Source organism: Kitasatospora azatica KCTC 9699 (assembly GCF_000744785.1).
Taxonomy (GTDB): Bacteria; Actinomycetota; Actinomycetes; order Streptomycetales; family Streptomycetaceae; genus Kitasatospora; species Kitasatospora azatica.
The window spans coordinates 4,541,558-4,561,600 of record NZ_JQMO01000003.1 but is presented as its reverse complement, the minus strand read 5'-3'; the positions used below and the strand labels follow the sequence as shown (position 1 = coordinate 4,561,600).

18 protein-coding genes and 1 pseudogene are annotated in these 20,043 nt (G+C 67.5%); 10 read left to right on the top strand and 9 right to left on the bottom strand.

The features are described from left to right. Positions 1-355: 355 nt before the first annotated feature. Together BR98_RS30890 and BR98_RS41700 are read right to left on the bottom strand one after the other, a co-directional pair. Positions 356-547, bottom strand: a complete 192-nt coding sequence (locus tag BR98_RS30890) for a hypothetical protein (protein WP_035849986.1) — start codon at positions 545-547, stop codon at positions 356-358. A 470-nt stretch (positions 548-1,017) separates the two neighbouring features. Then, positions 1,018-1,140 (bottom strand): annotated as a pseudogene (locus BR98_RS41700) (ACR3 family arsenite efflux transporter); the annotation flags it as partial. Between the two features lie 320 nt (positions 1,141-1,460). Between BR98_RS41700 and BR98_RS39790 the strand changes: the two are divergent. From BR98_RS39790 to BR98_RS30855, 7 genes are all read left to right on the top strand, one after another. Then, on the top strand, positions 1,461-1,628 hold the full coding sequence (locus BR98_RS39790) for a hypothetical protein (protein WP_157538002.1): 168 nt from the start codon (positions 1,461-1,463) through the stop codon (positions 1,626-1,628). A gap of 281 nt (positions 1,629-1,909) precedes the next feature. After that, complete coding sequence (locus tag BR98_RS30885; RefSeq protein WP_232247694.1) at positions 1,910-2,524, top strand: hypothetical protein; 615 nt, start codon at positions 1,910-1,912, stop codon at positions 2,522-2,524. Between the two features lie 253 nt (positions 2,525-2,777). Then, positions 2,778-3,491: an antitoxin VbhA family protein gene (locus tag BR98_RS36770; protein ID WP_051970509.1), complete on the top strand. Its 714-nt coding sequence runs from the start codon at positions 2,778-2,780 to the stop codon at positions 3,489-3,491. 126 nt (positions 3,492-3,617) lie between these two features. Then, a protein-coding gene (locus BR98_RS42810; protein WP_456152115.1) for an IS630 family transposase occupies positions 3,618-4,699 on the top strand; the annotation gives its coding sequence in 2 pieces (ribosomal slippage) (positions 3,618-4,100 and positions 4,103-4,699; 1,080 coding nt in all). A 51-nt stretch (positions 4,700-4,750) separates the two neighbouring features. Continuing rightward, entirely contained in the window at positions 4,751-5,230 is a 480-nt protein-coding gene (locus tag BR98_RS30865; protein WP_083977187.1) for a Fic/DOC family protein, read from the top strand. Positions 5,231-5,510: 280 nt separating this feature from the next. Next, positions 5,511-5,777 carry a hypothetical protein gene (locus BR98_RS40600; RefSeq protein ID WP_035849982.1) on the top strand — a complete coding sequence of 89 codons (267 nt, stop codon included), beginning with the start codon at positions 5,511-5,513 and terminating at the stop codon, positions 5,775-5,777. A gap of 48 nt (positions 5,778-5,825) precedes the next feature. Further along, a complete protein-coding gene (locus BR98_RS30855) occupies positions 5,826-8,177 on the top strand; it encodes a SpoIIE family protein phosphatase (RefSeq protein WP_035849979.1) in 2,352 nt (783 codons plus the stop codon). Positions 8,178-8,325: 148 nt separating this feature from the next. Here the strand turns inward: BR98_RS30855 and BR98_RS30850 are convergent, their stop codons facing one another. The 3 genes from BR98_RS30850 to BR98_RS30840 form a co-directional block, all read right to left on the bottom strand. Next, a complete protein-coding gene (locus BR98_RS30850) occupies positions 8,326-8,664 on the bottom strand; it encodes a CdaR family protein (protein ID WP_035849977.1) in 339 nt (112 codons plus the stop codon). Positions 8,665-9,064: 400 nt separating this feature from the next. Beyond that, positions 9,065-10,531 carry an aldehyde dehydrogenase family protein gene (locus BR98_RS30845; RefSeq protein WP_051970507.1) on the bottom strand — a complete coding sequence of 489 codons (1,467 nt, stop codon included), beginning with the start codon at positions 10,529-10,531 and terminating at the stop codon, positions 9,065-9,067. A 121-nt stretch (positions 10,532-10,652) separates the two neighbouring features. Beyond that, positions 10,653-11,801: an oxygenase MpaB family protein gene (locus BR98_RS30840; RefSeq protein WP_035849975.1), complete on the bottom strand. Its 1,149-nt coding sequence runs from the start codon at positions 11,799-11,801 to the stop codon at positions 10,653-10,655. A 115-nt stretch (positions 11,802-11,916) separates the two neighbouring features. On the opposite strand from BR98_RS30840, the gene BR98_RS30835 reads away from it, so the two are divergent. Then, entirely contained in the window at positions 11,917-12,627 is a 711-nt protein-coding gene (locus BR98_RS30835) for a TetR family transcriptional regulator (protein ID WP_051970505.1), read from the top strand. Positions 12,628-13,467: 840 nt separating this feature from the next. On the opposite strand, the gene BR98_RS30830 is transcribed toward BR98_RS30835, so the two are convergent. Beyond that, positions 13,468-14,592: a hypothetical protein gene (locus BR98_RS30830; protein ID WP_157538000.1), complete on the bottom strand. Its 1,125-nt coding sequence runs from the start codon at positions 14,590-14,592 to the stop codon at positions 13,468-13,470. A 10-nt stretch (positions 14,593-14,602) separates the two neighbouring features. Continuing rightward, positions 14,603-15,739 (bottom strand): helix-turn-helix transcriptional regulator, encoded by a 1,137-nt coding sequence (locus BR98_RS30825; protein ID WP_083977185.1) that lies wholly within the window; start codon positions 15,737-15,739, stop codon positions 14,603-14,605. Positions 15,740-15,900: 161 nt separating this feature from the next. Between BR98_RS30825 and BR98_RS30820 the strand changes: the two genes are divergently transcribed. Further along, positions 15,901-16,323, top strand: a complete 423-nt coding sequence (locus tag BR98_RS30820; protein ID WP_035849967.1) for a VOC family protein — start codon at positions 15,901-15,903, stop codon at positions 16,321-16,323. 150 nt (positions 16,324-16,473) lie between these two features. On the opposite strand, the gene BR98_RS30815 is transcribed toward BR98_RS30820, so the two are convergent. After that, positions 16,474-17,706 carry an IS256 family transposase gene (locus tag BR98_RS30815; protein WP_035838848.1) on the bottom strand — a complete coding sequence of 411 codons (1,233 nt, stop codon included), beginning with the start codon at positions 17,704-17,706 and terminating at the stop codon, positions 16,474-16,476. Positions 17,707-17,907: 201 nt separating this feature from the next. Here BR98_RS30815 and BR98_RS30810 point away from each other — a divergent pair, with 201 nt between their 5' ends. Next, entirely contained in the window at positions 17,908-19,005 is a 1,098-nt protein-coding gene (locus BR98_RS30810; protein WP_035849963.1) for a winged helix DNA-binding domain-containing protein, read from the top strand. 234 nt (positions 19,006-19,239) lie between these two features. On the opposite strand, the gene BR98_RS30805 is transcribed toward BR98_RS30810, so the two are convergent. Then, complete coding sequence (locus BR98_RS30805) at positions 19,240-20,034, bottom strand: SDR family NAD(P)-dependent oxidoreductase (protein WP_035849956.1); 795 nt, start codon at positions 20,032-20,034, stop codon at positions 19,240-19,242. Positions 20,035-20,043 lie beyond the last annotated feature (9 nt).

The window sequence follows — 20,043 nt, the reverse complement described above, 5'->3', positions numbered from 1 at the left end:
CCGCTCGCCAGTTCCCACCGATCGAGAGGACCCCCGAGAAGGTAGGGGGATGGGCAACGGCAGCAACAAGACCTTCGCCAGCATCCACCGCGGTGTCGCGGCGTTTGCGGAAGGCTGCTTCGCCGCGATTCGAACCCCAACAGCCACGAGGCCGGCCTGCCGGAGCTGCCCGAGCACGAGGCTCTGGAGCAGCTGACCGCGTTGAGCGTCCTGGCCCGCTGGGTCGACGCCGCGAAGCTGGAGACCTGAGCGCACGAGTCAGGCCCGATGTTGCCGCGGCGGCCGGTCAGTTCGCCGGATCGACTGGCCGGCGCAGGCCGCCCCGACGGTGCGGGGCGGCCTGCGCCGGGCCTGATCAGCGGCATGCCCCACCCCGCAGGGCGCGGACCAGCTCGGCGAGCGCCCGGATGATCGCCGGCCGCTCCACCGCCTGGGTACCGCGCAGGCACAGGGCCATGGAGGCGACCAGAGCCGAAACCACGATGAACAGCAGGAACAGCACGAGCCACGGGGACGCGGAAGCGATATCCCCGAGAACGGACCACATCACATTTCTCCTCGACGGTGTACGGAGTCACCCGCGCGAGGAGGCCGACACGACGGCAGGACCTCAACGACGACAGGTGACCTGTCAAGGCGCAGGGCCCGAGGCTGCGCCACACCATCGCGGTGTGTTCGTTGAGATCTGCGAGAGATCAGGTAACGCTTGCTGAGATGGGGGGCGTTGCGCTCCCCGGTCCGCACAAGGGGCCGTCCACCCCATCGCGGGGAGGACCCGAACGAAGCCATTGCGGCTTCCAAGACACGGCCCGGCCGTTGCGGACGGGCGTCCTGGGCTGGCTGCTCCAGGTAGCACCTTCGGATGCCTGACCCGAAGGCCCCGGGTCCTGCCCGAGGTTCCAGGTCAATTGGTAGCACATCAGGTCGTTCCTGTCGATAACTCTCTTGATGTTCTGGAAAGTTGGCGGACATCTTCCCGTTCGAGCTATACGTAGCGCTCAGGCGGTCCCGGGTAGGGAACTTCCTGCGCCAGGCGAGGGAGACGTACACCATCGCGATCAGCACCGGCACCTCGATCAGCGGGCCGACCCCGTCGGCCAGGGCCTCGCCGGAGGTGACGCCGAAGATCACCATCGCCAAGCCGGACCCCGACCACACCCAGAGACGGTCGCCAAGCACGCAGTCCTGTCTCCGCCGACAATGCACACATCCGCAACGGCAGGATCGTGCAGACCAATCGTCGGCGCCAAGACCACGCGCGCCCTGAGGGCAATCGAGCGCAGGTCTCGTGGCTTACCGCCCACCGACGCCTCGCCCAGGACTACGCGGCACGTCTCCGCCGGTCCGAAGCCTGGGCAACTCGCGATGATTAACTTCATGACCCGCCGGCTGGCTAACGCCACCCCCGCCCTGGCGCGGCACATGAACCATCACCAACCTAGTAATTCTTCAACAAAACAATGAGATGGAACGCCCTCTCAACCGCCAAGACCATCCAGCAGACTGCGGGCCTTGGCCAGCCACTGGTCGGCGCGGGCCGGGTCGTGGCGGCGGGCGGTTTGTTCGAGCTCGGCGAGGGCCTGGCCGGCGCCAACGGCCGTCAGGACCCCTCACCGAATGCACGATGACGAATGCTCAGAAAGCCTTCGCCCTGGGCCTACTACTGATCAACATCGCCGGAGCCGCCGTGCTCACCAACGCCGTCGAGGCCCTGGGCAGCGCAATCACGGTCGGGTAGCGCCCCCCGCTCAGCTAACGACTGCCAGGCGTGAGGCCGGCGGCGTCCCAAGCCTCCAGCGAGCATGACGCGGTCGCCGAGGTTGCGGGTGTGGCCGACGTTCAGGCACATGCTGAGTGAATACGCGCCCAGATAGGCAAGTTGTCGGCATCACCTGCCACAATTCCATGCATGAGTGCTGAGTTGGCGTCACCCAACATGTCCCTGCCGTTGGACGCCGATGTGAACGCGCCCCTGGTGAGTGAGCGGCTGCTCGGCACGAGCGCCGTGCTCGCTCACCACCTCGGGCAGACGGACACGGCGCGGATGATCGCTGACGTGATGGTGGCAGAGGTCCGGCTCTGGAACACCGACCACGACTACGAGGGATACCGGATCGTGCTCGTGGTGGACCCTAGCCTGTACCCCACGTATGACAACGACGTGGCCAAGAGCAACATCGCTAGCGTTATGCAGCAAGTACTCAAGGGGTCGGGAAAGGACATCGACGAGGTCGATGCCCGCCCGTCGATCCCCCGGCTCGGTCCAGCCTGGCGCAGCCAGATCAAAGCCACCGACGGCCCCAAGGTCAGCAATCAAGGCTGGAAGCAACAGCTCGAACCAGGCCACCCCGTGCAGGACCAGCTCCGCTTCACTAACGAGTGGGAGCTGAGGGTGTGTTCTGACCCCGTCAGCGACGATCTGACGCCTGACCTAGTAGTGCCGGACTACGACGAAGAGGCCATGTGGGAAGCCTGGCAAGCCATGGCCGCACTCACCGACCATGACGCCGGACACAGCCCCTGAGCGACCTGAACCGCCACGGCGCGCCCCATGCTCACGTGACGCCAAGTAGTCGTCGACTGTGCGCCGTTGTCCCGAGTCTGGCCAGCAGGACTGCCACTTTGCACTCGCCCGCGCCAGCTCCCTGCCGCACGAGTCCCTCCGGAAACCCAAGGCGACACATCTGTCACTCCAAGTAGTTTCACATATTGCACTTGACTCACTTGTTTCATATGGTTAGGGGTGAAGCAGCCACTCGAAGCTGGGAACCGCACCTATGTCCGTGACCCACCAGGAACAGCAACCGATCAGGCAGGCGAAGCACGCCACCGGTGACAGTGCGACCGCCTCCGCCTACGAGATCCGAACGTCCCGCGCCCGGAAAAAGCTGCGCAAGCGCCCCACAGAGGACCCGCTGGCGCTGCGTGGGGGCCCGGCACAGCGCACGCGGAAAGAGCAGCGTAAGCGCACCGTCGAGGAGGCCGTGCCATGCCTGCGTGACGCCCTCACCAGCAACACCGAGACGTTCCATGTCACTGTCGCCGAGGCTGGCAAGGTCACCATGGAGGTGCCGCGCGAAGCCCTGACAGCCTTCATGGAGACCATGGCGCTCATCGCCTCCGGCCGCGCGGTCGAGGTGATCGCTACGAGCGTGGAAGTGTCCACCATCCAGGCAGCGAAGGCCCTCGGCGTCTCGCGGCCGCACCTGATCAAGCTACTCGACAAGGGTGCGATCGAGTTCCGCATGGTCGGCACCCACCGCCGGGTGGACGTCGCATCCCTGGAGGGATACCAGCGACACGAACAAAACGAGCAAGCCCAGCGCCGCCAAGCGGCGGTCGCGTCCGCCATCGGCTCCACCGAGGCCGAGGGGCTGCGCGTCAGCGCAGACACCACCACCGACCTCGACGCCTACGCGCGCGGAGAACTCGACGCCGCAGCCCTGCGCGCCCGCACCCTCGCCCGCTACACCCGCAAGGCAGCTGAGTGACCGACCCCTACAGCGAGCCCAACGGCGTCCTCCGAAACAGTCTCGGCATTACTGACTTCGGCGCGCCAGGGTGAACTGTCCCGGTTTGCCTGACGAGCTCGGTGTGGTGGCTGTATCCGATGGGGTGTGAGATACGCGGATGGGGGCGGGCTGACCGCTTCAGGACGGCTGCGCCGGGAGACGGTGCGGATGCAGGCGGCCGAGCTGTTCGAGCAGGAGGTCAAGCCGGCGGAGGTGGCCCGGCGCCTGCGGGTGAGTGGGAAGTCGGCTTACCAGTGGCACCAGTTGTGGCGCGAGGGCGGGGTCGAGGCGCTGGCATCACGTGGCCCGGGTGGGTCGCGGTGCCGCCTGTCCCCGCGCTGCCTGGAGAAGCTCGCCGGGTATCTGGACCAGGGCCCGGCCGCGCACGGCTGGGTGGAGGACCAGGTGTGGACGGCAGCGCGGGTGGCCACGCTGATCGGGCGGAAGTTCCACGTCTCGTACAGCGTCTCGGGCGCTACACGGCTGATGCACAGACTTGGCTTCACTCCGCAGATGCCCGCTAGGCGGGCTGCGGAACGTGACGAGCAGGCCGTCACCGCGTGGACGGAGGTGACCTGGGCGGAGGTAAAAGAGCCCGGGCGGACTGCGATGGGTGGGTCTGCTTCGAAGACGAGGCCGGCTTCACGCGCAGGCCGCCCCGTGGACGTACCTGGGGACGGCGGGGCATCACCCCGGTCGTGAAGGTCTCCGGCAGCCGCTCCGGACGTGTCTCGGTCGCTGGGCTGATCGCCGTGCGGCCAGGCTCCCGGACCAGGCTGTCCCACCGCATCCGGCGGCACACCGGTCGCAAGGGCGAGCGGCGGAGCCTCTCCGAGCGCGACTACATCGGCCTGATCGACGGCATCCACCATCTGGTGAAGGCGCCGATCGTGCGGGTCTGGGATCGGCTGAACACCCATGTCTCCCACGTGATGCGCGAGTTGGTCGCCGCCAGGAACTGGCTGACCGTATACATCCTGCCCGCCTACGCGCCGGACCTGAACCCCGTGGAGTGGCTCTGGGCGCACGTCAAGCACAGCCTGGCCAACCTCTCCTCGGTCGCCGTCGACCGTCTCGAAGCCCTCGTCCGCAACCGGCTCAAACGGCTCCAGTACCGCCCCGACATCCTCGACGGCTTCCTCGCCGGGACCGGCCTCTCCCTGGACCTGCCACCACCATCACCCTGAAACGCCGAAGTCAGTACCAATGCAGCAGAGCTCTCCGAAGCCGAAGCGGACATCGCCACCGTAGAACTCGCCATCCTGGACGCTGAGCCGCTGCCAGGCAGCTACAACCTCGCACACCTGCAAGCATTCCACCGGCGGATCTTCGGGAACGTGTACCCGTGGGCCGGGGAGCTGCGCACCATTGAGATCTCCAAGGGCACATCGTTCTGCCCGTCTATCCACATCGCCTCCTTCGCGGAGGACGTGTTCCGCAAGCTCGCCGACAACGATCACTTGCAAGGCTTGGAGCGCCCGGCGTTCATCCGAGGCCTCGCCGACCTGTACGGCGACGTGAACGCCATCCACCCCTTTCGAGAAGGCAACGGTCGCACCCAGCGCGCCTTCCTCGCCCAGCTTGCCCGCGAAGCCGGATATACCGTCTCCTGGCAGGACATGGACCAGGAGGAGAACATCGCCGCGTCAGTGGCCAGCTTCAACGCGAACAACGACCTGCTGGAAAGGATGCTCGGCGGCCTGGTACGCCCCGCGTGAGCAATGAGAACGGTGCTTCCGCCAAGGCGGCGATTCCCGGGGACCGTTGTGCGTGTAGTTGATCAGGCCGCGTCCGCGCATATGCGCAGCTGGGGTCTTCCCAGCCGCGCGTTATGCGTGGTGGCAGTCCAGCTCGCTGGCGACGGCCACCAGGCGTCCTGGGCGACTGTCCGCCAGTCTCGCCTGGGTTGACCCGGCAGCTCGCCGGCGATCCAGCTTCAATCGACTGGATCGGCTCCGCCTCACGGAACCCCGAGTGGTAGGCCTTTTGTGCCATCACATGGCACCACTGCAGGCCGCGTACACCAAACTCAGCAGCACCCGGCCCTATGGGCATACCGCCCCAAGCGCTTCCGGCTCTCTCGCCTTTGTGCGGACAGAGCAGCTGCGCGCCGACCTGGAGGTCGGGCAGGAGTACTACCTGCGCAAGATCACGGAAGGGAAGACGCCGGCAGAGGCCCGACGAGCCCTGAAACGGCGGCTGTCCAACGTGGTCTACCGGATCATGAAAGGCGACCAACGGACCCACCTCGCTCAGGCCGCTTGACACACAGACAGGTTGTTCGGATACGGCGCGGGGGTCATTCTTGGTGGTATGGCGCATAGCGACCCTGTGGCGATCATAGACAAACGGGGCATCGTGCTGGGATGGAGCGAGGCTCTCCAGCGGCTGATGGGATACGGCGCAGAGGACGTCGTGGGCCGGAAAGCGAAGGGTTTCGTCGTAGGGGACATACCTGATGAGGCGGTGACCGCGCTCAGCGGTGTGGTCACCCTGCGGCACCGGGACGGCCGCACCATGGAGCTGGCCCTGAGGGCCTGCCCTCTGCTGGAGGGGGAGGGCGAACCGCAGAGATTCCTGGTCACCGTGTCGGAGCCCGGGACGCTGAAGCCGACGGTGGCCGAGCAGGTGTTTCAGCAGGCGTCCGTTCGACTGTCCGCTTTCGATACCCAGCAGCGCATTCTGCGGCTCAACACCAAGGCATCCCAGGGGATGGGGCTTGCCGAGACGGAGCTGGTGGGGAGGCCGCTCACCGACCACACTCTGGCCGAAACCAGTGCCAGTCTCCTGCTACAGCACCAGCAAAAGGTGCTCGAAACTGGCATGTCCGTGCACTTCGAGGGCTACGGCGGTTCGCTTGCCAGAGGCGGCGAGCACGCCTGGAACGTTGAGATGTGGCCAGTACGGGACGCTGGCGGAAAGCTGGTCGCGGTCGGTATGGCAGCGTTCGACAGCAGCGAACAGCATCGGGCCAGGCAGCGACTGGCCCTGCTGAACGAGGCCGCGACCTCGATCGGGACCACTCTGGACGTGATGAAGACCGCGGAGGAACTGGTGACGCTCGCTGTACCAGGCTTCGCCGATTTCGCCAGCGTAGACCTGCTGGACTGGGTACTGGGGGCCGAGGAACCCAACCCGAACGCAGAGCAAACTGACGTCGTGATGCGCCGGGTGGCGCACCGATCAGACGTAGGGGAGCTTCTGGAGACCGCCGTCCCGATAGGGGAGACGGACGCATACCCTCCCTTCTCGCCGCCCGCCCAGGCACTGGCGTACGGTCACCCGGTGCTCAACAGGGCCGGAGACCCTGGTCTCGATCGGTGGATTGCGGAGCACCCGGTGCGCGCCGCCCTGGCTCGGAAACACAAGAAGCGCGGGTTGGTTGTCCGCTCGTTGCTGACAGCGCCGTTGCAGGCCCGGGGTACCACGCTGGGCGTTGCGGTCTTCGCCCGCGGGGTGAGCCCCGACCCGTATACCGCCGACGATGTGGCCCTCGCCCAGGAACTGACGAGCCGGGCCGCGGTGTGCGTGGACAACGCCCGCAGGTTCGCCCGTGAGCGGTCTACTGCGCTGACCCTCCAGCACAGCCTGCTTCCGCAGCAGCTACTCGGGCAGGCGGCGGTGGAGGTCGCCCACCGCTATCTCCCAGCCGGCTCCGTGGCGGGCATCGGCGGCGACTGGTTCGACGTGATCCCGCTGTCCGGAAGTCGGGTCGCCCTGGTCGTCGGCGATGTCGTCGGGCACGGCATCCACTCCTCGGCGACTATGGGGCGGCTGCGTACGGCCGTGCGAACTTTGGCCGACGTCGATCTGCCGCCGGACGAGCTGATGACCCACCTCGACGACATGGTGATCCATCTGGCCATGGACACAAGCGGCGGCGCGGACGTCGCCGAGTTGGGCGCGACGTGCCTGTATGCGGTGTACGACCCAGCCTCCCGCCGTCTGGCGATGGCCAGCGCCGGACATCCGCCTCCGGTAGTGTCGCTGCCCAACCACGTGGCGGAACTCGTCGCGCTGTCTGCCGGTCCTCCGCTGGGGATAGGAGGGCTCCCCTTCGAGGCAACGGAACTCGAACTACCAGAGGACTCACTGATCGCCCTGTACACGGACGGGCTGATCGAGAGCCGCGACCGCGACATCGACCGCGGCATCTCCGAGCTGTGCCGCGCACTGACTCCGTCCAGTGATCAGCTCGAAACAGTGTGCGATACGGTGCTGAGATCCGTGCTACCTCAACGTCCCGCCGATGACGTGGCCCTGCTGTTGGTCCGCACCAGGGCCTTGGGAGCCGACCAGGTGGCCACCTGGGAGCTGCCGCCGGACCCCGCGCAGGTGGCGGCCGCTCGCCAGAACGCCACCGAGCAGCTCGCCGTATGGGGGTTGGAGGACGCCGCCTTCACTACTGAGCTGGTCGTCAGCGAACTGGTCACCAACGCGATTCGGTACGGTCATACGCCCATCCAACTGCGGCTGATCCGCGACCGTACGTTGATCTGCGAGGTGTCCGACGGCAGCTCGACCTCACCGCATCTGCGCCGAGCACACATCTACGACGAGGGCGGCCGCGGACTGCTGTTGGTTGCCCAGCTCACCCAGCGATGGGGCAGCCGGCAAACCGCCTTGGGCAAGACGATCTGGGCCGAACAACCGTTGCCGGGGTGACCAGACGACCGAGAGTGCTCCCGTACTTGCCCGCAGTACCAAGACGGCGACTCCAGCAGCAGGGCGAGTTCGCCGGAGGGACCACCGTTTGCGCTGGCGGCGCACGACGATGTGGTCGGCGTCAATGTCCAGTTCGGCTGCGCTCCATTCACTCGCCTGCCGCGCTGCCTATGTCCTGCCGGATCGGTTCGGCTCGCTGACGCCTGTCCTGCCGGATCGGTTCGGCTCGCTGACGCCTGTCCTGCCGGATCGGTTCGGCTCGCTGACGCCGTGGCCGGGGTTGTGTCAGGTCCGAGGCGATCAATGCTTCCAGCGTCTCCAGCAGTTCGGGCCGGGTGACGACCGGCTTGATCAGCCTCGCGAGGTGCCAGGACACCTCCGGACTGCTCGCCACCGCGAACTCCACGGCCACGTCATCGAGCTGGTAGACCCCGGACCGGCGCTTCAGCGCACACGCCACCCTGAGGATGTCCTCGACCTCGCGCACACCGCTCGGTTGCTCCTCGAACGATCGCCAGGCCACCGAGACCGAGATCCATGTCTCCTCGCCGAGGTCTTTCCGGGCGCAGTGTGCCAACCGCAGGGCCTCGTGACAGTCGGCGACAGATGCCAGAACTTCACCGCGGCCCCGCCACGCAGCCGCAGTTGGGTGGCCGGCCCGCAATGCAGGCCGAACACCGTTGCAACTGCGTGGTCGGCGCAGCCTAAGGCTCGTATCCCGAAGGCTGCCCAGGCCGACACCGCCGCCTCGGCAACCGGCGTCTCTCCGCCGCCTCGGCGCGGGTGGACGGGGTCGCCAAGGATCTCTGCCGGCGCGACGAATCCAGGGAGGAATGGTCGTACGGAGGTGGATGGTGATGGAAGAGGGGGAGGCGCGCCGACGATTCTCATCGCAGGCCGAGCCGTTCGCGAATCTCCGCCGCCGCACCGCTGATCGCCTGGTCGATACCAACCACCAGGCCCTGAGCCAGCAAGGCGGAGCCGACCATGCCGTCGGTGTAGCCGAGCGGGCTCGTCTGGGCGGCCACCGTTCTGCGGTGGGTGAACTCGTCGAAGCCGGCCTTGCCGCCGTAGGCGCCGGTGCCGGAGTTGCCGACGCCACCGAAGGGGGCGTCGGCGGAGTGGTGAAGGAGGCCGTCGTTGCGGGTGACACCACCGGAATTAGTGTGGTTCAGGAAGCGGTGGAAATCCTCCCCATCCTCGCCGTACCAGTACGCAGCCAGAGGCGACGGGTGGTCGGCGATGTAGTTGAGGGGCTCGGAGATGTCGTCGTAGGGGTGGATCGACAGTACAGGTCCGAATACCTCCTCACTCGTGATCCACGCATCGGCTGGGACATTGAGCAGCAGCGTCGGCGGAATCAGTCGGACCTTGCGGGACGGCTCCTCCTCGACGGCCGTGATCTTCTTGGCCCCCTTCGCCTCCGCATCCTGGATCAGCCCCAGGACCCGGTCGAAGCTGCGCTCGTTGACCAGGGAGACAGCCGCTGGGTTGTCCACATAGGTCGGGAAGAACCCTGCCAGCTCAGCCTGCAGGGAGGCGGTGAACTCCTGGATGTGCTGCCGGGGTACAAAGACGTAGTCCGGGCAGAGGCAGACCTGGCCGCCATTGAGCATCCGGGTGCCCGCGACGCGGTGCGCGGCCAGATCCAGGTCGGCGTCGGGGGCTACCACCACAGGGTTCTTCCCACCCAATTCCAGGGTGACGGGCACGAGGTTCGCCCCAGCGGCCGAGGCCACCAGCCGGCCCACGGCGGGTGAGCCGGTGAAGATGATCTTGTCGAGGGGGAGATCGGAGAACTCCTGGGCTGTCTTGACGTCTCCGCACACGACGGTGACCTGGTCCTCGTGAAGGTACTTGGACACCGCGCGGGCGAAGACCTCCCCGGTGCGGACATGGACGTCGGTGAACTTCAGGATGACGCGGTTTCCGGCGGCCAGCGCGTCCAGCGCCGGCCGGACGGCCAGGCCCACGGGAAAGTTCCAGGCGGTGATGACGCCGACGACTCCGAGAGGCTTCTGCTGGATGAAGGCCGGGACCTGACCATCGACCGGGGTTGGCTTCATCCACCCTTCGAGCCCGTCGCGCAGGCGCCGAGCCTCCTCGACCAGGCCGAGAATCTCGCTCGCCTTGGTAAGGGTGCTGGGGCGTCGACCGTAGTCCTCGGCCAGTGTGTCGGCGAGCTCGTCGGCGGCATCGAGTACTGCGAGCACCAGCCGGTCGATGCGGTGGCGCCGGACCTCAGCGGTAGGATCTCCCTCGGCGCGGAAGGCCGCCCGCTGCAGGGCGACGAGCCGGTCGAGCTCTTCCCGGCGTATGTGTTCGGGCGCAGGGGCGGGAATGAGAGGGGACATACGAACGTACTCCTCGAATCGTTGAGTTCTGCAGGACCTGCATGCTGTGCTCGGCTACCCAGGACCGGCCTGCCGGTCCGAGGCGAGCCGGCAGGCCGGATGGTCTCGACCGGTGCGTTTCTCAGGCGTGTGCTGCTGTGTCCATCGACTGGCCGATGAGCTGGCTGACGGCGCGCTGCGCGAGGGCCTGCTCGTGCAGACGGCGGGCAGACTCGAGCAGTGCGATGCTGTCAGGCCCCCACATGCGACGCAGGACATAACGCTCGTACGGCCCCTGCTGCATCAGCCAGGCAAGCGGAAGGAAGAGCTTCGCCGCCACGACCGCGGCCTTGTCCTTGCGTGGGCTGAGGCCCATAGAACGGCGGGTCTTGGCCGGCAGCGTGCCCGTGACGGGCAGATCGATCAGCGCGGTCTGCAGCAGGTACGGGATGAGCGCGCGCAGGTGCGAGATGTGGAAGTTCTTGAGAACCACCTGCCCAGACAGCTTGACCCAGTCCTGGCCCGTGTCGGGCATGTTGTTGAACGTCTTGCTGGGCTCGAAGAGGCCGGCGTACGTCTCATAGAGGGCCCCTAGTTCGGCCATCGTCGTGGGGATCTCCTCCTCGGAGGCCCCGACGAGCCTCAGGTACGCCCCCGCCTCGGCGATGAACTGATCGCGCTGCTCCGGGGACAGCCGGTGCGGCAGCTTTCCATCGCGGAAGGCGAAGGCCTCGTAGACCCGCAGCATGGGGTGCATCTCCGTCAGCGCGGCCCACATCGCGTCGCGGGGCTCGCTCGCCGCGTAGCCCCCGAGCTCGGGCCGAGAGGTGTCGATGACATCGCCGGACACCTTCTTGTGGATGTTGTGGAGGTGCTTGGCCATCAGCTTGGCGGTCTTTGAGTCACCGAGCCACATGGGCGCGTGCATGCCCGAGTTACGGGACAGCCGGTCGAACACGTCCATCATGGTCAGCGTGCCTTCCCGCGCCTTGCGGGTTACCGGGTCGCGATCGCGCAGGCCCGCGGCGATCGGCTTGTACGCCTTCGTCTGCACCGCTCCCTGGGCGGCGTTCAGGAAGACGACGGTCGCCGGGTGGAGGAGGACCTCCCAGACGACACTGCCCGGGCCGAAGATGCCGTAGTCCGGAGTGCCGTCCTCGTGCTGCGAACCGCCGGCCGGCGTCGGCTCACCGAAGCGCCGCCAGCGCTTCTCCGTACCGAGCAAGTCCTCCCTGGTGATCTTCTTCTTGGTCTGCTTGTTGCCGTGACCTGCGGCGACAGCGCCCATCATCGAACTCCTTCGTTTGCTTCACCCATTAATTCCCGCCCGGGAATTAGTACTCGCCAGCAAGCTATGCTCGGGTGTGCGCCCCGTCAACCCCTCTGAGACGCAGGAGACAACAACCATGGAAGCCGCAGAACGGACACCGCCTTCCGGCGGCCGGAGGACGCGCGGGCGCAGGGCGGGGCTAGACCTGGCGCGCATCATCGCTGCGGCGCGGTCCCTCGACGCCGACGAGCTGACCATGCAGGCCGTCGCCGACAAGCTCGGCGTCGACCGGAAGGCCGTGAACCACCACGTCAGCGACCGGGAATCGCTGCTGCGGCTGGTAGCACTCGACGCGTTCTCGGAGACTTCGTCGGACCTCGACATCCCGCCAGACGCCTCATGGCAAGAGGCGTACCGCCTCTACGCGAGGGCCTACACCGACTATGTGATCGCCGCCGATGCGCTCTCCGTGCACCTCCAGCCGGACAGCTCGGTCTTCGCGAGGTTCGCGGAGCCGACCGAAGCCGTCGTGAAGAAACTGACGGAGGCGGGCTTCGACGACGAGGCCGCCGTGCGGTCGCTCGCCCTGTTGACCAATATCTGCTGGGCGTACGCGCGCGATGCGCTCCTCGTGGCGCGCATCGGAGTAGGTCTGCGGCTGCGACTCACCCGCGAAGGGCTCGAAGGGCGTGACCCGCAGGCGTTCGAGAATTTCACCCGCATCGTCGCGCGCGGGGTCGACACCTACGACAGGAAGCAGCTCGACCTGAGCATTGAGGTCTTCCTCCGCGGCATCGAGGCCGTCTTTCTGAGTGACCACGAGGCTGCCGGCCCGAAGCAGGCCTAATTTGCGGAGGGTAACCCGCTTCACGAAGCGGGGTTCCCGCAGGTGGGGGTGGCGACGCTGACATTGTGTGCCACGCACGCACAGATCGACGAGGCACTGGGGGTTCAACGGCGGCGAGCCGGAGCTGATGATCAGGAAGGCCGGCTTGGCCGCAGGGATGCTGGTCATCGTGGACCGGGGCGCGTTGCTTCTTTCGCCACCGAGGGCAACATTGCCTCTCCACGCCTGTACTCGAAGATGGTCGCCGATGACCGGGCCCTACGGCTCAAGGGATACCAGGTGTACCGATTCGGCGGGCACGGACTCGTACAGGCGACAGCTCCAACCATGCTTCGACACTTCTTCGCCGCCGTGGTCGACCCACAAAACCGCTGAGTGGAACGACGTCACACCGCCACGATCAGTAGCCCCGCACCGCGCCACACGGCGAAGAGCCGGCTCGACATCGCGGTCTTCGCTCAGCGCTTCTCACCGCTGCTCATCGTCATCATCGCCGCGTGTGAACCGGTTGTGAAATGATCTTCCGCGAGCTCCCTGTTATCGCAGGTCAGAGGCATGTTCGATCAGAACTACGACCTCTGAGTCGGGGTCGTTGGACCTGCTCGGCAAACCACCACTACAGGGCCCCTGAACTGGGAAAATACCTCTCCTGAGCTCTCGGCGATTCCCGTCCGTCCTCGTCCTCATGTGCACCCGCTGTGCACCGGGAGCCAAGCCGGACTGACGGGTCGCCAGTCGAGGTTGCCCCATCCGGGCCCCGTTGCTCCAGCTACAGAGAGCAACGGTGCCCGGGCCGTCTTCCGCTCGGGGCTCAACCCGACCAGGTTGGACCACTGCGCGTCAGCAGCACCTCTGTCGACCGTCCGGCCCCATGACTAGCATTCGTCCATGCGGTTCACACCCACACCTGGCGGGCGCTTGTTCCCTGAACCGGTGCAGCGGAACGTCGTTGCCCTTGCTTGGGCCAAGGACGGTAGCGGATTCGCAGCCACAGCAGCTGAGAACCTGCGTGAACCGTCTGAGGTTGACGAAGACTGGGAGTTCGCCATCGTCAGGACCGTCTTTGAGCCTGGCCGATATCTCTCTGAACCAGTCCGGCGGCTGATCGGGCTCCAACAACACCTGTCGGTCCGGTGCATCTTCCAGACGACCGCGCAGGCTAACGCCGGGCATGTCGCGGAAGTTCACCACGAGGTCGCAGTACTGCGCCGCCCTGAACGGAGAACGCTGTCGTACATACGGCGTGTCGAAGACGTAGCCGCCCCCACCAGGCGCAGGGGCGAGGATGACGGTCAGCTCGGGAACCCCGGTCAGGACTACCGCCCCCGCGAGGGTCACCTTGTGAATGCCCTTGAGCCGGTCCAGCTGAGCTCGCAGATCGCCTTCGGTTCGGGTGTCGAGCGTAAACAGCTCGGCCGCCTCCACCCGGCGGAGAGCGACGTGCACGAGCGCTTCCTGCTCGTCTGCTGTGACTGGTCGGAGTCTCCCGCCGCCACTGTCAGTGCCCACAAGGGCGTCCGCGCCGTCCACCCATACGCTCTGGTGCACCATGCTGTGACGCATGAGGGCGGTGCCGTCGTAGGTGAGCGCTACGGCCTCCCAGACCTCGGCCGGCAGGAACCCCGGCTGCCCGACCAGGCTCCGGGCGAGTCTGCGTTTCTCCTTGATCGAGAATCCCCTGCTCTGATCCGGCGTTTCGCCAGCCTGAATGAACGCCTCCTCGTGGAAGCGATCAAGGATCTTCCACGCGATCCCGAAGAGCAGAGGACGGATACGGAGAAAGGCGACACAGCCCTCGGGCGTCATCGACGCATCATTGGCCGACACGAAGGCGTGTACATGATCTGCCGCCACATCGAGGGTGCCGCGAAAGTCACCCCCGGCAGTGGCGGGGACGAGCGGCATGGCGCGAAGCAATGTGTCCCGTTCCAGAGCGATGTCTGTAACGAAGTCTGTCCACGTCATACCCATCACGCTAGGCGTCCGCGCCACGGTGGGCGCGCTGGCGGTCTCGGGGTGCGCTGTCCAGGCGCTGAGTGCACCGTCGAAGTATGGGTGTGCTGGTGCTGCTGGAAGTCCTTGAGGGCTTCGCCCCTGACGATTCGGACCCCTCCCTGGTCCGGTCGGTCCACGCCGCCGCGAACGATCCTGCACGGGCGTAGCGGGCGGCGAGGTCCCCGAACGCGGCCGCCAGTTCGGGTGGGTCGATGACTTCGACATCGGTGTCGAAGCGGCCGATCGCGGCGGCGAGTCCGGTCCATGACCAGGAGCCGAGGATGAGCCGGCACCGGTGGGGGCCGACGTCCACGACGATTCCGTCCTCGGCGAAGGGCGCGACGTGTGCGGCCGGGAGGTGGAGGATGACTTCGCCCCGGCACGGCCAGTCGGTGGTGGTGCCGTCGTTGCCGCGGAACCGGCTGGTGACGAAGGTGGAGACGGTGCCGCCGGGGAGGTCTCGCGGGGCGAAGCGGGGGCCGGTGGGCGTGCGGGGCCGGATGCGGTCGACGCGGAAGATGCGCCAGTCCTCGCGGTGGAGGTCCCAGGCCACCAGGTACCAGCGATGGCGCCAGGTGACCAGATGGTGGGGTTGCACGCGGCGCGCGGCGTCGGGCGGGGTGCCCGGACCCGGGGCGTAGTCGAAGCGCAGTTCCTCCCGGGCGTGGATGGCACGGCTCAGCTCCATCAGGACCTGAGCGTCGACCTCGACGGCGTCGCCGGCTGCCACAGGCGCCTGGACCGGGGTGATCTGAAGCAGGTCGATGCGGTGGCGCAGGCGGGCCGGCATGACCTGGCGGAGCGTGGCCAGCGCACGGGAGGCGTCTTCGGCGACGGTGGTCCCGGCGGCCGCGGTCTGCAGCGCGACGGCCAGGGCAACGGCCTGGTCATCGTCGAACAGCATCGGCGGCAGGTGGGTGCCGGCCTCCAGGCGGTAGCCGCCAGCCGGTCCCTTGACGGTCGTGATCGGGTAGTCGAGCTCGCGCAGGCGGTCGATGTCACGGCGCACGGTGCGCGAGGCAATACCGAGACGCTCGGCGAGATCGTCGCCGGACCAGGCACGGGGCGTCTGAAGGAGCGAGAGCAGCGCGAGCAGCCGGGCGGACGTCTTCTGCATGACACCCATCCTCCCCGGAGTACCGGACACTTCCTGTCCTCTACCTTTGCCATCGTGGCATACGAGCCGTTCGGGAGGCGCGACCCCCAGGTCACGGCAGCCGCCGCTCGACACCGATGACCGACGGCGCACATCTGTCACACCGAGGCAAGGAACGAATCATGTCCGTCACGACCACCACCCACCTCAACTTCCGGGGCACCGCACGTGAGGCACTGGACTTCTACCGGTCCGTCTTCGGCGGGCGCACCGTCGCGGTCACCTACAAGGACGCGGGCGCCGTACGGAACGAGAGCGAGGCGGACTGGGTGATGTGGGGCGAGGTGGTCGGCGACAACGGCTTCCACGTCATGGCCTACGACGTGCCCTCGCAGCTGCCCTGGGACCAGGGCGAGAACTCGTTCTTCGTCTCCGTCCGCGGAGACGACGCCGAGGAGATCAGCGCCCTGTGGGGCAAGCTCGCCGCGGGCTCGACCATCGTGAGCCCCCTGGAGCCCGCACAGTGGGCGCCGCTGTACGGCATGCTCACCGACCGCTTCGGCGTCACCTGGGTCCTGGACGTCACCGCGCCGTACAACGGCTGAACCCGACCGACCTGGCCCAACCGCGCCGTCCGAGCCGCCGCCACCCCGTGGGCGGCCCGGACGGCGCGGGCGCCGGACACGTACAACAGCGGAAACCCGCCCACACGGACCTGCGACGGTGGGTCGTGTCCCGCTTGGTGGTGTAGCCGATCAGTCGGTGGGCGTGTTGGGTAGTGCGGGGGCGCTTTCGGGGAGCTTGGCAGGGTAGAGCTGGTCCATGCTGCCTTCGGGCAGGTAGCGGCGGGGGAAGGCGATCCACTCGTCGTGGAGCTCGAAGAGCACGGCGGTGACCAGTCGCAGGAGCGCGTCGTCGTTCGGAAAGACCTGGACGACGTCGGTGCGGCGTTTGATCTCGCGGTTGATCCGCTCCAGCGGGTTGGTGGACTGGATCTTCTTCCAATGTCGTTCCGGGAAGACGGCGAAGGCGGTCAGGTCGTCCTTCGCTTCCAGCAGCATCGCTTTGACCTTCGGGAACTGGGCGCCGAGCATGTCGGCGACGGTGTCGAGTTGGGTGCGGACCCCCTCGGCGGTGGACTGGGCGAAGACCGTGCGGATCGTCGCGGCGACCATCTCGCCGGCTTCCTTGTTGATCACGCTGAACACATTCCGTAGGAAATGGACCCTGCAGCGTTGGTAGGAGGCCCCGAGCATGACTTTGCGGATGGCCTTGACCAGCCCGAGGTGGTGGTCGCCGATCACGAGCCGGACTCCGGCAAGGCCGCGTTCGCGCAACGAGCGAAGGAACTCGGTCCAGAAAAGTTCGGTCTCGCTGTCGCCGACCATGACCCCGAGCACTTCGCGGCCGCCGTCCTCGGTGATGCCGGTGGCCACGACCACGGCCCGGGAGACGATCTGGTGCTCGACCCTGGCCTTGCAGTAGGTCGCGTCCAGGTAGACGTAGGGGAAGCGGACGTGGTCCAAGGGCCGGCCCCGGAAGGCGGTCAGCTGCCCGTCAAGATCCTGGCAGATCCTGGAGACCTCGCTCTTGGAGATGCCGGTGTCCGCGCCCAGGGCCTTGACCAGGTCGTCGACCGAGCGGGTGGACACGCCGTGGACGTAGGCCTCCATGATGACCGCGTACAGGGCCTGGTCGATCCGGCGGCGTCGCTCCAGCAGGGCGGGGAAGAAGCTGCCGGCCCGCAGCTTGGGGATCGCCAGATCGAGGTCGCCGGCCGCGGTGGTCAGCGTCTTGTCGCGGTGCCCGTTGCGGAACGCGGTGCGGGTATCGGTGTGCTCGTTCCACTGGGCGCCGATCCTCGCGGTGGCCTCGGCCTCGATGAGTTCCTGGAGCATCCGCTCGGCCACCCCGCGGACGAGTTCGAGCCCGTCTGCCGAACGTAGTGACTCCAGCAGGCGTAGTAGGTCAGACTGGGACAGGGCCACCGTGCGTCTCCTTCGTTGAACTGCCCGTTCACATCGGAGAGTTGCACGGTGGCTGACCCATGCTCAGGGAGTGTGAGGCCCCTGCGGGTGTGCGCCCCGGGAGCGAGCCCGCGCACACCTCACCCGTGATCGGCTACACCACACAGCGGGACGCCATCCGACGGTGCCCGTCTCACGGGCAGGCCGTCGCGTGAGAGTGCCATGACCGTCCTCGACACCCGCGCCCTCAATCGCGCCACCCTCGCCCGCCAACACCTGCTTGAGCGCAGCGACAGCTCCGTGTCGCAGGCAGTGGCCCATCTGTGCGGCATGCAGGCGCAGGAGCCTCACGAACCCTTCACCGGGCTGTGGTCCCGCCTTTGCGACTTCCTACCCGGCCAACTGGACGATGAGCTGACCGGTCGAAAGGTGGTGCGCACCCACCTGATGCGGCGCACCGTCCACCTCGTCACCGCCGACGACGCGCTCGCCTGGCGAGCCCGCCACGACACCATGCTGCGCCAGCGAGTGCTGGGAACCTACCGGCGCGAACTGGCCGGCATCGACATGGACGAGGTCGCCGCCGCCGGCCGCTCGGTCATGGCCGACCAGCGGCCGCGCACCATGACCGAGCTGGTTCGAGCTCTCGAAGACCGCTGGCCCGGTCCACCGCGCCGTGTCCTGGGCGAGCTGCTCGTCGCAGCCCTCATCCCGATGGCCCAACTCCCTCCCCGCGGCCTGTGGCGCCAGACCGCCGGAGTACGCAACCTGCCGCTGAGCACCTGGCTGGCACGGGACATCGACCCCCTGCCCGCCGACGGCAGTGATCCCGTCGGACAGCAACTGCTGCTCCGCTACCTCGCCGCGTACGGGCCCGCCGCCAGCGCGGACGTGCGCGCCTGGTGCGGCCTCGCCGGCCTTCCCGCCGCCGTCAAAACCGCTCGCGAAGAACTCGTCGTCTTCCGTGACGAACGCGGCCGCGAACTGCTCGACCTGCCCGACGCGCCCCGCCCGCACCCCGACACCCCGGCCCCCGTCCGGTTCCTTCCGGCCTTCGACAACGCCATCCTGGGCTACCACGACCGCAGCCGCATCATCGACGCTCCCCACCTCGGTCTGTCCGTCGCGGGCCACCGCACCGTCCTCGTCGACGGACGCGTCACCGCGACCTGGACCGTGCGCGACCACCGACTCCACATCAGCTCCCTGCGCCCTCTCACCGCCCCGGAACGGGAAGCCGTCCACACCGAAGCCCAGGCCCTGACCACCTTCCTGGACAACGACATCGAGCACATCGAACTCGACACATCCAGGCATTGATCAGGGCGAACCAACTCTCCGCCGCGGCGTTCGGGTCGGCGGCGCGCAGGCGGCGGTCACGGCTGGGTGGTGGCGAGCTGCGGCCTGAAACGCTCAAACGGTCGGCCCCGCAGGTGCAGCGTGGCCGGACACTTGGACGTCCAGTCCACCGGCGGCCGGCATTCCCCCTCCAGTAGGTCGGGGTCATGAGCGGCAGCACTTGAAGACCACGGTTGTATGAGGCCCTGTTCGTGTTCAGGCGCCGGCGCCGCCGTCGACCGGGATGATCGCGCCGGTCACGTACGAGGCCCGGTCGCTGAGCAGCCACGCGGCCACCTCGGCGACCTCGCGGGGCTCGGCCATCCGGCCGAGCGGTGTCGCCGCGGTACTGGCCTCGATGATGCCGGGAGTCGCTGCCTCCCACTCCTCCATCATCTCCGTGGCCGTGCCGCCGGGAGTGATGCCGTTCACCCGGATGCCCTCCGGGGCCCAGGTCACCGCAGCGGTTTCGGTGAGGCTGTTGAGCGCGCGCTTCATGGCGCCGTACGCGGGCAGGGGCGGCACCGCGCGACGGCTGCCGATGCTGGATGTGTTGACGATCGCCCCGCCGTCGTGCTGCCGCATGAGCGCGGCCTCGGCGGTCATGGCGGTCCAGTGCGAGCGGAAGTCCACCGCGAACTGCCCGTCGATGTCCGCGTCGCTCGTGGTGTCGAGCGGGCCGGGCCGCTGCTGGGCGATCCCACCGTTGTTGAAAGCGCCGTCGAGCCGTCCGTGCAGCTCTTCGACGCGGTCGACGGCGGCGCGGATGCTCGCGGGGTCGGCGAGGTCCAGGGTGACGGCGTCGGCGACGCCGTCGTCCGCGCGGATCTCCTTCACGATGCGGTCCAGGGCGTCGGTGCTGCGGGCGGCGAGCACGACGGCGGCGCCTTCGGAGGCGAAGAGCCGGGCCGCGGCCGCCCCGATGCCGCGGCTGGCACCGGTGATGAAGATGACCTTGCCGGCGAGCAGACCGATAGGTGCGCTGTCGGCGGAGTTCGTGTTGTTCGTCATGGCAACAGC

Coding starts and splice junctions, on each gene's coding strand:
- BR98_RS30840 (WP_035849975.1), bottom strand. CDS start 11,801: ATGATGGGCGCTGTCGCCGCAGGTCACGGCAACAAGCAGACCAAGAAG.
- BR98_RS36770 (WP_051970509.1), top strand. CDS start 2,778: ATGTCCGTGACCCACCAGGAACAGCAACCGATCAGGCAGGCGAAGCAC.
- BR98_RS30820 (WP_035849967.1), top strand. CDS start 15,901: ATGTCCGTCACGACCACCACCCACCTCAACTTCCGGGGCACCGCACGT.
- BR98_RS30885 (WP_232247694.1), top strand. CDS start 1,910: ATGAGTGCTGAGTTGGCGTCACCCAACATGTCCCTGCCGTTGGACGCC.
- BR98_RS30855 (WP_035849979.1), top strand. CDS start 5,826: ATGGCGCATAGCGACCCTGTGGCGATCATAGACAAACGGGGCATCGTG.
- BR98_RS30845 (WP_051970507.1), bottom strand. CDS start 10,531: ATGTCCCCTCTCATTCCCGCCCCTGCGCCCGAACACATACGCCGGGAA.
- BR98_RS40600 (WP_035849982.1), top strand. CDS start 5,511: ATGGCACCACTGCAGGCCGCGTACACCAAACTCAGCAGCACCCGGCCC.
- BR98_RS30810 (WP_035849963.1), top strand. CDS start 17,908: ATGACCGTCCTCGACACCCGCGCCCTCAATCGCGCCACCCTCGCCCGC.
- BR98_RS30890 (WP_035849986.1), bottom strand. CDS start 547: ATGTGGTCCGTTCTCGGGGATATCGCTTCCGCGTCCCCGTGGCTCGTG.
- BR98_RS30805 (WP_035849956.1), bottom strand. CDS start 20,034: ATGACGAACAACACGAACTCCGCCGACAGCGCACCTATCGGTCTGCTC.
- BR98_RS30835 (WP_051970505.1), top strand. CDS start 11,917: ATGGAAGCCGCAGAACGGACACCGCCTTCCGGCGGCCGGAGGACGCGC.
- BR98_RS30825 (WP_083977185.1), bottom strand. CDS start 15,739: ATGCAGAAGACGTCCGCCCGGCTGCTCGCGCTGCTCTCGCTCCTTCAG.
- BR98_RS39790 (WP_157538002.1), top strand. CDS start 1,461: ATGAGATGGAACGCCCTCTCAACCGCCAAGACCATCCAGCAGACTGCG.
- BR98_RS30830 (WP_157538000.1), bottom strand. CDS start 14,592: ATGACGTGGACAGACTTCGTTACAGACATCGCTCTGGAACGGGACACA.